We start from the raw sequence: 16,033 nt of genomic DNA, 5'->3' as shown, positions 1-16,033 counted from the left end.
GCGGCGCGTGATGACGGGTTACATCGACCTGCACTGCCACTGGGTGGTCGGCATCGACGACGGCGTCCGGACCGTCGCGGACAGCCGCGCCCTGCTCACAGGCCTCGCGGGCGCGGGGTTCGGCAAGGTCGTCGCCACGCCGCACATGCGCCCCGGGATGTTCGACAACACGAAGAGCGACCTCGCGCGCGCCTACGAGGCCACGCGCAAGGCCCTCGCGGACGCGCCCGGCTTGCCCGAGCTCGCGCTCTCCTCGGAGCACTTCTTCGACGACGTCGTCTACGAGCGCCTCATGCGCGGCGAAGCGCTCCCCTACCCCGGCGAACGCGCCGTCCTGGTCGAGCTCTCCCCGCGCGCCTTCCCCGCGCGCCTCGCGTCCCGCTTCGCCGACCTCCGCCGCAAGAAAAAGCTCCGCCCCGTCCTCGCGCACCCCGAGCGGTACGAGCCCGTCTGGGACGACCGCACCGTGCTCGATCCGCTGCTCGACGGCGGCGTCGTCCTTCTGCTCGACGTCGCCTCGCTCGTTGGCAAGTACGGCCGGGCGACGCGCAAGTGCGCGGAGGCGCTCTTGGAAGACGGGTACTACTACGCGGCGTGCAGCGACGCCCATGGCCCGCGGGACGTCGAGGACGTCGCCGCGGGCATCGACCACCTCCACCGGGCGCTCGGCGCGGCGGAGGCACGCGACATGCTGATTGAAGGACCGCTTTCCATCCTGGAAGGCCGGGTCGACTCGTGAAAGGGACACGCATCGTGCAGGAGCTTCTCAAGAAGATCGAGGATCGTAGCGCGCACATCGTCGTCGTGGGCATCGGCTACGTCGGGCTGCCGCTCGTCGTGGAGTTCGCCCAGGCCGGCTTCTCCGTCACCGGCTACGACAAGGATCGCGAGAAGGTTCGGTTGCTCGGCCTCGGCGAGTCGTACATCGGGGACATCCCGTCCTCGGCGCTCGCGCCGCACGTCGCGGCGGGCCGGCTGCGCGCCACGACCGACCCCGACATCCTCGGCTCGGCCGACGCGATCGTGGTCTGCGTCCCGACGCCGCTCAACAAGACCAAAGACCCCGACATGCGCTTCATCCTGTCGGCGAGCGAGGAGATCGCGGAGCACCAGCACCCGAACATGCTGATCGTGCTGGAGTCGACGACGTACCCCGGCACGACGCGCGAGGTCCTGGTCCCGAAGCTCACGGCGGGCAAGTACGAGCTCGGCAAGGACGTCTTCATCGCGTTCAGCCCCGAGCGCGTGGATCCGGGCAACAAGACGTACGGCACGCGCAACACGCCGAAGGTGCTCGGCGGCGCGACGCCTGGCTGCCTCGAAGTCGCGATGGCGCTCTACAGCAAGATCATCGAGACGGTGGTGCCGGTTTCGAGCACGGACGCGGCCGAGATGGTAAAGCTGCTCGAGAACACGTTCCGCGCGGTGAACATCGGCCTCGTGAACGAGGTCGCGCTGATGAGCCGGAAGCTCGGCATCGACGTCTGGGAGGTCATCCGGGCGGCAGCCACAAAACCGTTCGGCTTCATGCCCTTCTTCCCGGGCCCGGGCCTCGGCGGGCATTGCATCCCGATCGACCCGCTGTATCTGTCGTGGCGGATGCGGACGTTGAAGTATCAGGCGCGGTTCATCGAGCTCGCCGACACGATCAACAGCGCGATGCCCGAATACGTGGTGCACCTCGTGCAGCAGGCGCTCAATGGGGAGCGGAAGGCGGCGAATGGATCGAAGATCCTGGTGAGCGGGGTCGCGTACAAGCGCGACGTGGCCGATTACCGCGAGTCGCCGGCGTTCGACATCATTCATCAGCTGCAGGAGCTCGGGGCCGAGGTGCGGTATCACGATCCGTACGTGCCCGAATGCGATGAAGGTGGCATCGTGATGCGGTCGGAGCCGAGCACCGTGGCGTATGGCGAATACGATGCGGTGGTGATCGTGACGGATCACGCGTCGGTCGATTATGGGCGGCTTCTCAAAGAGGCGAAGCTCGTGGTCGATACGCGGGATGCGCTCCGGAAGGTCGAGGGGGACAAGTCGAAGGTCGTGCGGCTCTAGCAGCCTGTGGAATTATCGTCGCGAGCGCCCCGAAGCTAGGGCGACGGAGCGAGGAATCCTGAAGGATTTCGAGCGATGTCGACCAACGATTCGGGGCGCGCAGCAGATAAGTCCACAGGCTGCTAGACCATCTAGCGCCCTCCGGGCGCTTGCGGCGGGCAGCCGTGCTCTGTGACGTGCCACTTCCCACCCGAGCAAACCGCGCTCGTCCCGCAGCAGGTCGTCCCGCAGGACGCGCCTTCGGGCGCGCAGCGCTCGCCTTCGGCGAAACCAGCTCCACATCCGCCGGAGGTCAATTTTTCGCAGCGCCACACGAACTTGAGCGGCGGCGCCTCCCGGGGCACGCCGCTGCACGGCTGCGGCGGCGCGTCGACGTGGTAGCTGCACGCCGTGGGCCCGGAATAGAGGCAAATAGGGCTTTTCTCGATCGGCGTCTTCGGAGGGTGGTCCCGCTTCGGCTCCGGGGCGCAAGCGCCGTCCCGATGCGCGTCCGTGCACGGCAAGCGTGAAGCCACCCACTTCCCGAGGTGGCAATCGTATACGTCCCCGCACCCCAGGGACGAGGCATACGTACAGAGCCGAGCGGCGGAACCGCAGGCGCCCTTCTCCGTGGGCGGCGCGGCGGGGCAGCCCTTTTCGGGCGGCACCGGCGTATCCGCGCGCGCCCAATCTTCCTCTTCGACGGATGCAGAGACGACAGGCTCTTCGGCGGATGCAGAGGCGACAGGCCCGCCCGATGGCTGAGGCGCGGGCGCGCCCGATGGCTGAGGCGCGGGCGCGCCCGAAGCGCAACCGAAGGCGCCCGCGGAGAGCGTGACGAGCACGTGGAGGGGAACGAGGGCACGGCGCCAGGTCATGGGCCGGCGAGCTTGGAGAAACTGGCGAGAGAGGTCAAGCACGCAAAGACGTCGGCGGGGAGCGCCGTGGAGCTTGCGTTTCCGGGACGAACCCGGCAAAGCTTGCCGCACCTCGCGCCCCTCGGAGCTCCATGAAGACCTCGCTCGACCACCTGCCCGCTCGCAAGCAGGAGGAGCTCCGCGCGATCACCGAGATCCTTCGGGCCGGGGCGCCGCTCGACATGCTGATCCTCTTCGGCAGCCACGCCCGCGGCGACTGGGTGGAGGATCCGGAGCACGGCTACTTCAGCGATTACGACCTGCTCGCGATCGTGGAGAGCCCGAAGCTCGCCGAGGACACGGCACTCTGGTCCGAGCTCGGGACGAAGGCGCGGGAGGTGTCGGGCGAGGCGCCGATCACGTTGATCGCCCACGACATCAAGTACGTGAATCGCGAGATCCGCGCTGGGAACTACTTCTTCGGTGACATCCGGAACGAGGGCGTACTCCTGTACGATTCGCGGCGCCACGCGCTCACGAAGCCCAAAGAGGCGACGCCCAAGGAGCGAGCCGAGAGGGCGGAGCGGAATTTTTCGTATTGGTTCGAGAGCGCCACGGGATTCTTGAAAGGCTTCGAGTTTTTCTGCGGCAACGGGCTCAATGCGCACGCGGCCTTTCTGCTCCACCAGGCCGCAGAGCGGCTCTACGTGGCCGTGAGCCTCGTGTACACGGGGTACAAGCGGAAGTCCCACAACCTGGAGGAGCTCGACGACGAGGTCGCGCCGCTGCACCCGGATTTGCGCGGGGCGCTTCCGCGGACGACGCCCGAGGACAAGCATCTCTTCGAGCTCCTCCGACGCGCATACATCGACGCGCGGTACGACAAGAGTTATCGCGTCACGGCGGAGGAACTCGCCACCCTGGGCGAGCGGGTGCGGGCGCTCGCGGCCGTGGTGGAGCGGGTGTGTCAGGAGAAATTGGCCGGTCTACGAGCGTCGGCGGGCGGCAGCTAATCGCCGCCGGACTCGTCGGACCCCGCCGCGTCGCGCGCTGTCGCTTGGGCTGAGGTCTCGACGACACGCGTTCCAGCTTCGTCGAGGAGGTCGGCCTCCGCTTCGAACTGGGCGGCTTCTTCGTGCCGACCGTGTGCTCGGAGCCCCCGGGCGTACGCGCGGAGCGTCATCGCCTGGCTCTTTGGCGAGGCCGCGCCTTCTCGCTTCAGTCGCAACGCTTCCTGGAACATCGGCTCTGCTTCGACCCAGCGTCCGTTGTCGCGCAGACCGCGCGCGAGGTGGTGCAGGGTGCTGCCACGGCTGGTGGCGGTATCACCTCCCTTTTCTTTAAGCCGGAGCGTCTCGCGGAAGAGCGGCTCGGCCTCGGTCCAGCGACCATTGTCGCGCAGGCCGCACGCGAACTCGTGGAGGATGATGCCGCGCGTGATGGCGGTGGCTCCTCCCTCTCCTTGGAGCCGGAGCGCCTCGCGGAAGAGGGGCTCGGCCCCGGACCATCGACCACTGTCGCGCAGGCTCCGCGCGAGCGCGCCAAGGGTGACGCCGCGAAGGGCCGCATCGACACCTGCCTCTTCTTGAAGCCGGAGCGCCTCGCGGAAGACCGGCTCGGCGTCAGCCCACCGTCCTTCCAGCTCAAGCATGCGCGCCACGGCGAGCCAGTAGTAGGTCCGGGTCAGCATCGTCAAGCCCGGTTCGTCGAGGCGGCTTTCCAGCGCTTGGAGCTCCGTGCGTGCTCGGCCGAGCTGCCCTTCGTTGAGCCATCCGAAGATCGCGGAGACATCGGCACGCAAGCGATCCTCCGCGACGGGCTGGGCCGCCAGATCTAGCCACTTCATGACGCGTCGTGCGCCACGGGCCGGCCTTGCCTTCGGGTACGCGAGCCGCTGAACGCGCTCGCGCAGCAGCTCACGCACGAACTCCTCCGACAGGAACCTTGCCCAGCGGATGATCTGCCGGTCGCGCACAAGCATCCGGCCGCGGAGCGACGCGAGTACGTTCGTGCGCTCGGGCTCTTCAATAGCCGCGGCGAACCCGTTCTCTCCGCGCAGCGCCAAGACAACCAGGCCCACAACTTCGCCTCCCGGCATGGTGTCGAGAAGCCGGCCGAGAATACGCCGGTAGATGGCATCCCGCTGGTTTTCGCTCGCCACGTTCTCCGCATGGACATCGAGCAACGCGTTGTACGTCTCGATGACGAGGATCGGATTGAGCAGCGTCTGGACGAGAGGCTCCACGAGCTCGATCCCATCCGAGCGCAGCCCAAGCTCGCGGACCATCTCCTCGTAGATCTCCTCCGCCGTCGTCTGCACGAGACGCGTGATCTCGCCGAGCTTCCCCAGGCTCTCATTGGCCACGGGAAAGTCGCTCGCAATGGCCACATGCTGAAAACCCTGGAGCTCCGGCTGCGCGAGGACGTCGTTCAGATCGACGTCAGGGCGCCGCACCTTCACGACGACGAGGTATTCGTCGGATCCGTGGCGCTCGCGGAGGTTGCGCAGATACTCGCGGTCCGCGTCGACGATGCTGCGATACCACTCGACCTCGACGCGGCGCAGTGTGTCCTCGGCGAGAATCTGCTGGTAGAACGCGAGCAGAATCTCGCGATCACTCTCGACGAGCCACGACGGCAAAAAGAGCGGAAAGGTGTCAGCGGGGTAGAGACGGACCTTCTTGCCAGTGGCCGTCCGCAGGCCGATAAGGTGCAGAGCGCGCATGTCTCGGACTCAGAGCTTGTCGCGCACGCTCGGGCGCAGCAGATCGAGCACCGGCTGCATGCGGTACCCCAAGGTCGGCTGGAAGCGGTGCTTCGGGAGCAGCACCTGGAGCTTCACGAGGTCGTCGGTCTCCTGCTCCGTCAGGCCGGGCGCCTTTCCTGGGTCCGTCTTGGCACACCCGCGGAGGAGGTCCTCTCGCAGGAGCGTCGCCTGAGGCCGCCCTCCATCGCAGCGATCCACGGTCTCGGCCAGACGGCGCACGAGCTCCGGGTCCGCGCCATTGAAGGGATCCGCGGTGAAGACGAGGCGGGCGAGGTTCCCGGGATCCTTCCAGCTCTCGAGCGGCGGCCAAAGCTGCGAGCGCATGAGGCCGTGCACCCACTTGAGGAAAACCAGGGGGTTACCGGTGCAAGCGGCGAGGCGGTGGACGGCGGACCAGTCGGTGTCCAGCGGAAACTGCTTTCTCACCGTCTCGGTCGCCGCTTCGAGCCGCCGGCGAACGAGCTCGAAGAGCACCTCGGACGTGAGCGGCTTCAGGTCGATCTTCTCGGTCGCCTCCCGAGCGACGTTCTCCACGAGGGCCTCCGTCCGGAAGTGCACGAGGGAGATGCAGGGCCGAAGATCGAGGACGTGGCGGAAGAGCATCGCCACGTCCTCCTCGTGGTCCGTGGGGAGCGCCTGGTCGAGGTCGTCGAAGAAGACGACGACCATCCAGCGCGAATCGTCCTCGGCGAGGCGCTCCAGGGTCGCCGTGATCGCCGCGTGGAGCAGCTCGTCGGTCACCGTCAACGAGAGCTGGACCGTCTGCCCGACGCTCCGTGTCTCTTCCCAGGTGAGCTTGCTCTGGAGCTTGAGCAGCAGATCCGCGCCGAGCGTCGCGTCGGCGCCGTACCGCCGACTGATCGTATCCGTCTGCGTGCGGTTGATCTGGCTATGGTTCGCGAAGAGCGCGAGCTGCTCGAGGACGCGGGCGATACCCAGGCGCTTGAACCTCTCCGCGCGCGGCTTGATCCCCTCGACGAGCGCGTTCGCGAACCGGTTCAGGAAGGGCCTGTAACGAAGGCCGCGACTGTCCACCGTGAGGCAGACGGCATGGTCGGGGAACTTCTGCTCGAAGCGAGCCAGCGCCGCCCGCGTGAAGATCGATTTCCCAACGCCCCGCGCTCCCGTGATCAGGAAGTGCGCGTCGCGGAGCTGCGCCTCGCGGAGCTCGTCGAGCCGCCGCACGAGGTCGTCGAGCTCCTCCTCGCGGTTCACGAGCAGCCCAGGATCCGTGCTGATCGGCTGAAGCCACGCGGCGTTCACTCGGCTGGGCGGCATGAGGACCTTCCTTCCACAGGATCATTCTGTCGGCATGCCTCGGCTTCGGCCAAGCCAACGTCGCAGGACGCCGGACCGCGCCGGGGGCCGGCACAGACGGCTCCCCGAACAGCCGTCCCGGCTATACCACCGTGACATCCCCTCCGCGAGCGCTCCGCCCCGCCCCTCCCAACCCGCGACCCCTCCGCCGTCGCCGCCAGCACGCCTCCACCAAACCCGAACCCCCATCCCCTCCCGCCCCCTCCGCGCCTCACCGACGACACCTCCCCTCCCTTGCCCCCTGCCGCGCCCTTCCCCGCCTGAAACCCACGTCCCGGCTCGCCCGGCGCGCCTTCCCCCGGCGCCCCCCCGCTCCCCAAACGTACGCCCCCCCTCCTCTTTCATTCTGAAACCTGTTCCCCTGCCTACCCCTCCCGTGTTACACCGGCCACCTTCGACAAGGAGGTACCATGAGCAAAGTCTCCAAGATGGTTGCCGATCGTGCAGCCATCGCCCGCGCCGTGCAGAGCGCGGCCACCGTGCACGGCCCGGACGCCGCCGCGGAGCTCGAAGCGCTCCTCTTTCCCAAGGGCGCACCCGAAAAGGTCACCGTCGCCGATTTCATCGCGGCCATCGGTGATACGCTCGGCCGTTACGTCGAATCGCTCGAAGCGGCCGATCGCGCCCACGCCGCCGAGCTCGCCGACGACGATGGCTATCGCACCGCACGCGACGAGCGCGGCGCCGAGCTGAAAAATGTTTATTCCTCCCTGCGCGAGATCGTGACCCGCAGCTATGGCCCCGCCGTCGCCGACGCGTATGGCCTCAGCAGCGCCCTCCCCGAGGATCCGCAGCACCTCCTCGGCCTCGCCGGCCAAGCCGAAAAACTCCTGCGCGAGCGCCCGCTGACCGAGCAGCCCAAGATCAAGAGCCTGACGCTCACCCCGCTCGCCGCCGCCGACGACCTCGCAATCGCCGCGGCCGCACTCCGCACAGCCCTCCAGGACGTCGAGCGCGAGAAGCGCGAGGCGCAGCTCACGCAAAACGCAAAAGACGAGCACATGGCTCGCTGGGGAAGCGTGTATCCCGGCGTCGCGGATACGCTGGCAGGCCTCTTCACGCTGGCCCGGCGGCCCGCGCTCGCCGATCGCGTGCGACCCACCGCCCGCCGCCGCGCCGGGCTCCCCGAGGCCGAGGATACGGCCACCCCGGCGCAGCCGCCCGCGCCGGCTTCCGACACCTGATTCGACCTGGCCTCACCGCGGGCGGGTCGAAGCCTGGACGCGCTCGCACGCCTTTCGCGCGTCCATCATCGACCCGGTGTACCCGAGATAGAAGCGCTCCTGTGATAGACTCGCCCCGATGATCGACCCGTTTCGTCGTGCGGCCCTCGCGGGCGTCGCGCTCGTGATGGCCGCTTGTCAGCCGGCCGCGGCGCTCTCCCTTTCGCAACTTGCATCGGCCGCGAGCTCGCGTGGTTCGTCGCCGGCGAAGCCGGCCGCTCCCGGCCAGACGTTCGACGCAGAGCTCTCGGGCTACGCCTACCCGTTCGAGGTGAAGACCTTCCCCGTGGCGTACCGCGGGCGCTGGCTCGCGATGCGCTACATGGACGTGAGCCCCGCTCGTCCCAACGGCTCCACGGTGGTGCTCCTGCACGGCAAAAACTTCGTCTCCGCGTACTGGGAGCCCACGATGCGAGCGCTGCTCGACGAGGGATACCGTGTCGTGGCCCCCGATCAAATCGGATTCGGCAAGTCCTCGAAGCCAGCCGATTATCCATTCATCTTCCAGGAGCTCGCAAGGAACACGCACGCGCTGCTCGAATCCATCGGCGTGCCTCGCGCATTCGTCGTCGGCCATTCGATGGGCGGCATGCTCGCCACGCGATACGCGCTCATGTTCCCGGCAGCGACGGCAGGCCTCGCACTCGTGAACCCGATCGGTCTCGAGGACTGGAAGACCGTGGTGCCATACAAGCCCGTCGGGCAGGCCTTCGCGGACGAATTCGAGCAGACGCCCGAGAAGATCCGCGAATACATGCGGACGAGCTACTTCGCGGGCGCATGGGAGCCGAGCTACGACAAGCTCCTCGAGCCGATCGCAGGCTTCACGCGCGCCCCTGACTACCGAACAGTCGCATGGTGCTCGGCAGCAACGTTCGAAATGATCTTCACGCAGCCCGTGGTATACGAATTCCCGCGCATCCGCGTGCCCACGCTGCTCATCATCGGCCAGCGAGATCGCACCGCACTCGGCAAAGCCTGGGCGCCAAAGGAACTCGCGTCCTCCCTCGGAAACTATCCCGAACTCGGGCGCGCCGCACAGCGCGCAATCCCAGGCTCGAAGCTCGTCGAGATCGAAGAAGCCGGGCACCTCCCCCAAGTGGAGACGTTCGACATCTACCGGAGCGCACTCGTCGCGTTCTTGAAGAGCGTGCCGCCGTCGCCGTGAGGCAGAGGCATCCTGATGCCGCTGCGCTGGGGCGTTGCCCCAGGCCCCAGCAGGGGCTATCCGCCCCTGCACCCGGACCAGCGCAAGCGCTGGACCCGGGGTCGATGAACTGCGCGATGCGCAGTTCATCGAACAGGCCAGGTCAAGACCAGGGAAGGCCCTGCCAACCAAGACCGCCGTGACTGGCAACGCCGTCCCTGGTCTTGCACCGGCCTGCTGGGAGAACTGCGCACCGCGCAGTTCTCCCACAAAAGGTCCAGGGCTTGCCCTGGTTCGGGTCGAGGGGCGAATAGCCCCCGCGGGGGTCCGGGGCGGCGCCCCGGCGAGGCGGCCCCAAGGCACCCCCACACGCCGGACTCGGTGGTAAAACGTTCGCCCGACCATGACTCCGAACGACGTGCGCTGACCGAGGAGGTTTGAAATGCTCAAAATCGATCACATCGGCCTCGCCGCCCACGATGCGCAGACGTCGGCCAGAGACCTGGCCGCGATCCTGGGCGCGCCCGAGCCGACCGTCGACGGCGCCGACGATGACATGTACCGCATCGACCTGGAGCACGGGGCGTTCCTGCTGTTCAATGCGGCGACGATCGTGAACCCGGAGCACATTGCCTTTCGGGTCGACGCGCATCGGTTCGCCGAGGTCGTGAAGCGGCTCGAAGCGCGCGGCTTGCCGTTCGGCAACGAGCCGGACGATCCACGCAACGGAAAGACCGAGGATCCCCTCGGCGGCGCGGGCCGGGTCTACTTCGTGGACGCGAACGGGCACCTGTTCGAGGTGACCTGCTGACGGCTGCGCCCGGACCATCGAAAAATTCCCGCCCTACTCCTCCGCTCCGTCCCCCTCCGCGGGCGAGATCGAGGCCCCCGAAAAAAAACTGCGACCCAGGGACGCGCCGAGCATCTCCCGGACGCTGGGCCTGTGCTGACGATGCCGTGAGGCGCCGTGAGCACGCTGACGCCCGGGGTAGCTGAGCATGAACCAAAGACCTCTCGGAGGGCCTCGAATCATGTCGCCTCGTTCCTTTGCGAGCGCCCTGCATTGCATGGCGCTCGCCCTTGCGCTTACTGTCGCGCTGGTTTTCCCACGCGAAGCGGTTGCCGCGACGACCATCGCCGGCGGCACCATCGCCACCCAGACCTGGACCGCTGCGGGCAGCCCCTACAACGTCCAGGGGGACGTCACGGTGCCGAGCGGCGCCTCGTTGACCATCGAAGCCGGCACCGTCGTGCGGTTCGCGAGCAGCGACGGGCAATCCGGCGGCACCGACACGGCCCGCATCGAGCTGATCGTGCAGGGGCAACTCAACGTCAATGGCACGGCGGCGACCCCCGTGCAGTTCATGGCCCAGAGCGGGTCGGCCGTGGGCACGTGGTTTGGCATCCGCGCCGGTGCGGCGAGCGCCGTCACCATCTCCGGCGCGTCGATCGCTCATGCGAGGCAAGGCATCACCTCGAGCGCGGCGGGCATGGGTCTCGCCGTCTCCGATACCACGATCACCGCCACCACGTATGGCTTCTACCTCCTCGCCGGCACGCCGACGCTCACGAACGTGAGCGTCTCCGGCGGCTCGGTCGGCATCGACATCGCGGAGTCCGCCGCAGCGACGATCAACGGCTGCACGATCAATAACAATACCAACCGCGGCATCAGGATCTTGACGACGGGCGTGGCCGCGGTGAACACCATCAACAACTGCGTGGTCCGGAATAGCTTTTACGGGCTCGACCTGTCGGCGGAGTCGAACGCCATCTCGACGGTGAACATCACGGGCGCCACGATCCACGAGCAGAACCGCGGCGTGTCCGTCTCCACGTCTTCGGGCGCATCGACGACGGTGAACCTCAAGAACTCGAACGTGACGGACAACACCACCGGCATCTACGGGGCGGGCGGCGCGGCGACGGTGAACGTCACGTATTCGAACGTCTGGGACAACACGACGAACTATTCGAATGTGACCCCCGGCCCGGGGTGCTTTTCGGAGAACCCGCTGTACGTGAATCCGCTGTCGGACCTGCGGATCACGTCGAATTCGCCGTCGAGGTTCGCGGGGGACGCGGGCCAGGATATCGGGGCGCTGCCGTACGTGAATGACGCGACGCCGGGGTATCACGGGACGCTCTGGACCGATACGACGCTGACCTTGGCAGGCTCGCCGTATACCGTCGCGGGGGACATCACGGTGCCGCCGGGCCGGAAGCTCTCGATCGAGCCGGGCGTGGTGGTGAACTTCTCGAACGGCGACATCATGAAGGCGGGCACGGACACGGAGCGCGGCGAGATCCGGGTGCGGGGGACGCTGGAAGCCATCGGGACGGCGGCCGCGCCCATCACGCTGCGCGCCCTCGTGGCGGCAGCGCAGAACTGGTATGGCGTGCGGGTGCTCTCGGGCGCGACGGCGGCGACGCTGACGTACGTGAACGTGCGGCACGGGTACCATGCGATCCATTCGAGCGCCGCGGGCGACGTGCTCGGGCTTTTGAACGTCACGACCGATTCGTCGTTTTACGGCCTGCTTCTCGACGCGGGGGCGCCGCTCATCAAGAATTTCACGACCAAGAGCAACGAGTACGGGATCACCGTGAAAGGCAATGCATCCCCCACCTTCTCGGGCCTGACCGTGAGCGACAACGAGTGGGATGGCGTTGATTTCCGCCCGGAGAGCGGCACCGCCACGATGACGATCGAGAACGGGCTCTTCCGCAACAACTGGGATAACATCAGCCTCAACGCCACGAACACCGCGACCGGCACGCTCAACGTGACGAACACGACGGTCCACGGTCCAGGCGCGTTCGGCGTGACCCTGAGGGCGGCTGCGAATGCGACGGCGATCGTGAACGTCAAGAACAGCATCATCATCGGGACCACGTCGGGCATCTACCGGGACAACGCGACGGGCACGACGACGGCCACCGTCACGTACACGAACGTCCTGGGCACCGAAGAGAACTACGATAACGTGGTACCAGGAACGGGCTGCATTTCGCAGAATCCGGGCTTCGTGAACGCGCCGGCGGACCTGCACCTGGCCATGGGCAGCCCGTGCATCGACAAGGGCACGTCGGTGGGCGCCCCCCTCACGGACCTCGACGGCAATGTGCGGCCGATGGACGGGGACGGCGCCAATGGCCCCGCGGTCGACATGGGCGCGTACGAATTCGTGCCTCCCTTCTATTGCGGCGACGGCATGGTGAACGGCGCCGAGGAGTGCGACGACGGGAACGCGTCGAACACGGACGGGTGCCTCACGACGTGCAAGACGTCGGGCTGCGGCGACGGCTTCGTGCAAGCGGGCGTCGAGGAGTGCGACGATGCCAATGCGTCGAACGCGGACGCCTGCACCACGACCTGCAAGAATGCGGCGTGCGGCGACGGCTTCGTGCAGATGGGCGTCGAGGCCTGCGATGACGGCAATGCATCGAACACGGACGCGTGCCTCGTGACCTGCAAGAATGCGGCGTGCGGCGACGGCTTCCTGCAGGACGGCGTCGAGGCGTGCGACGACGGCAACCAGATCGACAACGATGCCTGCCGGAACAATTGCAGCCTGCCGGGCTGCGGCGACGGCGTCGTGCAAGCGGGCGAGGAGTGCGACGACGCGAATGCGTCGAACACCGACGCATGCACGAACACCTGCAAGATGGCCAAGTGCGGCGACGGCCAGATGCACACGGGCGTCGAGACGTGCGACGATGGCAACGTGTCGAATGCCGACGCCTGCCTCAATACCTGCGTGTGGGCCAAGTGCGGCGACGGGTTCGTGCAGGACGGCGTCGAGGAATGCGACGACGGGAACACCGGCTCTGACGACGGCTGCGCGTCCGACTGCCAGATCGAGTCGATGGGAGTCGGCGGCGCTGGCGGCGCTGGCGGCGCTGGCGGCGCGGGCGGTGCTGGCGGTGCGGGTGGCGCGGGCGGCGCTGGCGGTGCTGGCGGTGCTGGTGGCGCTGGTGGCGCGGGTGGCGCCGGTGGCGCCGGTGGCGCCGGTGGCGCCGGTGGTGAAGGCGGCGCGGGCGGCGGCGGGACCGGCGCTGGCACGGCGGGCGAGGACAGCGGCGCTTGCGGCTGCCGTACCGTCGGCTCGACCGGAGATACGCGCTCGGGCCTCGTGCTCGTCCTCGGCGCGGCGCTGATCGCCCTGCGCCGTCGTCCACGGCGCGCGGCCTGAACAGGACCGGGGCGGCCCTCGCGCAAGGGCCGCCCCGCGTATCCCACGCGCGCCCTTCAGACGGCCGAAAACTGTTTGGCCAGCTCCTGCCGCCGGAACGCGTCGACCACGTAATCCACGAACACGCGCGTCTTCGCCGGGAGCTGCCTTTGCCCGGCGTAATAGAGCGAAAGCGGACCAATGTCGGCGTGCCACGCCGAAAGGACCCGCACGAGGGTTCCGTTCCGCAAATACGGCAGCACATCCATCACCGTGACGAAGGTGATGCCGAAGCCCATCAAGGCGCACTGGACGAGCGCGTCCGGGTCGCTGAGAATGATGCGCGGCGGAATCTCGGCGAAGACCTGCTCGCCGGCGGGATTGCGCAAGAGCCATGCGCGGATGCGCCCGGTTCCAGGTGGACGCAAGAGGATGCCGTCATGGTGGCGGAGGTCCGCGGGCTCCCGGGGTGGTGTGCGACCGGCCAGATAAGAGGGGGAAGCCACCGCAATGATGTGCGCCCTGGCGAGCTCGCGCGCAGCCAAACCCGAGGGAAGCTCGAATCCGCCGCCAATCGCCGCGTCGAAACCCTCGTTGATGAGGTCCACCGGACGGTTGTCGAGATGCCAGTCCGGAACGATACCCGGATACCGCGCGAGAAAATCCTTCAGCATGGGCACGAGATAGCCGCGCCCGAGTCCGGGGGACATGCTGACCTTGAGGACGCCGGACGGCTGGCCGGCGGCCAGGGACACGTTGGCGAGGGCTGCCTGGAGCGTGTCGAGGCCGTCCGTGACCTCGCGCAGGAAGCGCTCGCCCGCCTCGGTCAGCGTCAGCCCTCGGGTGCTGCGCTGGAACAGACGCACGCCGAGCTTCGTCTCGAGCCGCGCGACGTTTTGACTGACGGCGGCGGGCGATAGCCCCAATCGGCGCGCGGCCGCCGAGAAGCTCGAGGCCTGCGCGCTGCGGACGAACGACTCCAGCGTGATCAGCGTCTCCATCGACCCCCGATGCTACTGCGAGTCAGGCACACTTTAAATATCTTGTTGAAACAGATTCCGCAAAGTCCCCTCTACTGGGAGAGGACTCCCGCCTGCATCATCCGCCTCGAACAGCGACCCGCCGCCCCCCGGCGCCGGGTCCACGAGCTCTCGAACCCCTACTGCCGTGGAGATCGACATGAACGCCCCCCAGAACCCGAAGGCTGGCCTCGGAGCCCTGCTCACGTCCGACAACTGCGCGCTGATCCTCATCGATCACCAGCCCTTCCAATTCGCCGGCCTGCGTAGCCACGATACCCAGACGATCATCAACAACGTCGTGGGGCTGGCCAAGGCCGCGAAGCTGTTCGGCGTACCGACGCTCTTGACCACGGTCATCGAGGAGCGCGGCGGATACCTCCTCCCGCAGCTCCAGGCCGTCTTCCCCGAGCAAAAGCCCATCAACCGAACCTTCATCAATACCTGGGAGGACGCGCGCGTCGTCGAATGGGTGAAGAAGACCGGCAAGAAGAAGATCGTCATGGCCGCGCTGTGGACCGAGATCTGCCTCGCGTTTCCGGTCATTCACGCGCTCGGCGAGGGCTACGAGGTCTACATCGTGACCGACGCCTCGGGCGGCGTGTCCGTCGAGGCGCACGAGGTGGCCATTCAGCGCATGATCCAGGCCGGCGCCGTGCCCCTCACCTGGACGGTGTTCGCGTCCGAACTGCAGCGTGATTGGGCTCGCACGGCCACGGTTCCCGGCATTGCAAAGCTCCTGGTCGAGCACATGGGCAACGTCGGCACGAGCTTCACGTGGGAGCAGCAGCTCCTCGCCACACCCCCGGAGAAGTGAGTCGGAACATCCCGGAGAAACGGACCTGGAGGTCGTCGTGAAGATTGGCATCATTGGCGCGGGCAGCATCGGGAAGGCCCTGGCAGGCCACATGGCCAGCACCGGACACGAGGTGCTCGTGAGCAATAGCCGCGGCCCGGAGTCGCTCTCGGGGCTGGTCGCCGAGCTCGGCCCCCGTGCGCGGGCGGGCACGCGACAGGAAGCCGCGGCCACGGATCTCGTGATGCTCTCGGTGCCGTGGGAGCAAGTGCCCGAGGCGCTGTCCGGGCTGCCGGCCTGGAAGGATCGCATTCTGGTCGACGCGACGAACCCCGTCCTTCAGCCCGGTTTCCGCCTGGCCGATCTTGGCGGGCGCACGTCGAGCGAGGTCGTGGCGTCGCTCGCCCCGGGCGCGCGCGTGGTCAAGGCCGCCAATACGCTGCGCGCCGCCGTGCTCGCGGCGGATCCCAGGCAGGCCGGAGGTCGCCGGGTGCTCTTCATGTCCGGGGATGACGAGGCGGCGAAGGCAGAGGTGCGTGGCCTCTTCGAGAAGGCCGGCTTCGCGACGCTCGACCTCGGCGGCCTTTCGATGGGCGGGAAGTTACAACAATTTCCAGGCGGCCCGCTCCCGGTGCATAATCTGATCGAGCTGGATTGATCTCTCAATCGAGGTCCTGCACCTCCCGCCTTGCCCCCGT

13 protein-coding genes are annotated in these 16,033 nt (G+C 67.6%); 9 read left to right on the top strand and 4 right to left on the bottom strand.

The genetic code is table 11. From position 1 onward, the window contains the following. Positions 1-10 precede the first annotated feature (10 nt). Together KEG57_RS28260 and KEG57_RS28255 are read left to right on the top strand one after the other, a co-directional pair. Positions 11-739 carry a tyrosine-protein phosphatase gene (locus KEG57_RS28260; protein ID WP_272425766.1) on the top strand — a complete coding sequence of 243 codons (729 nt, stop codon included), beginning with the start codon at positions 11-13 and terminating at the stop codon, positions 737-739. After that, positions 736-2,055: a nucleotide sugar dehydrogenase gene (locus KEG57_RS28255; protein WP_272425729.1), complete on the top strand. Its 1,320-nt coding sequence runs from the start codon at positions 736-738 to the stop codon at positions 2,053-2,055. The genes KEG57_RS28260 and KEG57_RS28255 overlap by 4 nt, the downstream gene beginning before the upstream one ends. A gap of 131 nt (positions 2,056-2,186) precedes the next feature. Here KEG57_RS28255 and KEG57_RS28250 read toward each other — a convergent pair whose 3' ends face one another. After that, the gene (locus KEG57_RS28250) at positions 2,187-2,912 is read right to left on the bottom strand and encodes a hypothetical protein (protein WP_272425728.1); all 726 of its coding nucleotides are present in this window, start codon (positions 2,910-2,912) and stop codon (positions 2,187-2,189) included. A gap of 131 nt (positions 2,913-3,043) precedes the next feature. On the opposite strand from KEG57_RS28250, the gene KEG57_RS28245 reads away from it, so the two are divergent. Beyond that, the gene (locus KEG57_RS28245; protein WP_272425727.1) at positions 3,044-3,904 is read left to right on the top strand and encodes a HEPN domain-containing protein; all 861 of its coding nucleotides are present in this window, start codon (positions 3,044-3,046) and stop codon (positions 3,902-3,904) included. Here the strand turns inward: KEG57_RS28245 and KEG57_RS28240 are convergent. Both KEG57_RS28240 and KEG57_RS28235 read right to left on the bottom strand, forming a co-directional pair. Then, on the bottom strand, positions 3,901-5,616 hold the full coding sequence (locus tag KEG57_RS28240; protein ID WP_272425726.1) for a tetratricopeptide repeat protein: 1,716 nt from the start codon (positions 5,614-5,616) through the stop codon (positions 3,901-3,903). The two genes, KEG57_RS28245 and KEG57_RS28240, sit on opposite strands and share 4 nt — an antisense overlap. A gap of 9 nt (positions 5,617-5,625) precedes the next feature. Then, the gene (locus KEG57_RS28235; protein WP_272425725.1) at positions 5,626-6,936 is read right to left on the bottom strand and encodes an AAA family ATPase; all 1,311 of its coding nucleotides are present in this window, start codon (positions 6,934-6,936) and stop codon (positions 5,626-5,628) included. A 449-nt stretch (positions 6,937-7,385) separates the two neighbouring features. On the opposite strand from KEG57_RS28235, the gene KEG57_RS28230 reads away from it, so the two are divergent. From KEG57_RS28230 to KEG57_RS28215, 4 genes are all read left to right on the top strand, one after another. Then, on the top strand, positions 7,386-8,159 hold the full coding sequence (locus KEG57_RS28230; protein WP_272425724.1) for a hypothetical protein: 774 nt from the start codon (positions 7,386-7,388) through the stop codon (positions 8,157-8,159). Between the two features lie 118 nt (positions 8,160-8,277). Then, a complete protein-coding gene (locus tag KEG57_RS28225; protein WP_272425723.1) occupies positions 8,278-9,366 on the top strand; it encodes an alpha/beta fold hydrolase in 1,089 nt (362 codons plus the stop codon). Positions 9,367-9,787: 421 nt separating this feature from the next. Further along, positions 9,788-10,156: a VOC family protein gene (locus tag KEG57_RS28220; RefSeq protein WP_272425722.1), complete on the top strand. Its 369-nt coding sequence runs from the start codon at positions 9,788-9,790 to the stop codon at positions 10,154-10,156. 220 nt (positions 10,157-10,376) lie between these two features. Beyond that, complete coding sequence (locus KEG57_RS28215) at positions 10,377-13,541, top strand: DUF4215 domain-containing protein (protein ID WP_272425721.1); 3,165 nt, start codon at positions 10,377-10,379, stop codon at positions 13,539-13,541. A gap of 56 nt (positions 13,542-13,597) precedes the next feature. Here the strand turns inward: KEG57_RS28215 and KEG57_RS28210 are convergent, their stop codons facing one another. Further along, positions 13,598-14,521, bottom strand: a complete 924-nt coding sequence (locus tag KEG57_RS28210) for a LysR family transcriptional regulator (protein WP_272425720.1) — start codon at positions 14,519-14,521, stop codon at positions 13,598-13,600. Positions 14,522-14,699: 178 nt separating this feature from the next. Here KEG57_RS28210 and KEG57_RS28205 point away from each other — a divergent pair, with 178 nt between their 5' ends. Together KEG57_RS28205 and KEG57_RS28200 are read left to right on the top strand one after the other, a co-directional pair. Further along, positions 14,700-15,356 carry a hydrolase gene (locus tag KEG57_RS28205; protein WP_272425719.1) on the top strand — a complete coding sequence of 219 codons (657 nt, stop codon included), beginning with the start codon at positions 14,700-14,702 and terminating at the stop codon, positions 15,354-15,356. 37 nt (positions 15,357-15,393) lie between these two features. Further along, on the top strand, positions 15,394-15,993 hold the full coding sequence (locus KEG57_RS28200; RefSeq protein WP_272425718.1) for an NADPH-dependent F420 reductase: 600 nt from the start codon (positions 15,394-15,396) through the stop codon (positions 15,991-15,993). Positions 15,994-16,033 lie beyond the last annotated feature (40 nt).

The organism is Polyangium jinanense (assembly GCF_028435365.1).
This window is presented reverse-complemented; position numbering and strand designations above follow the sequence as displayed.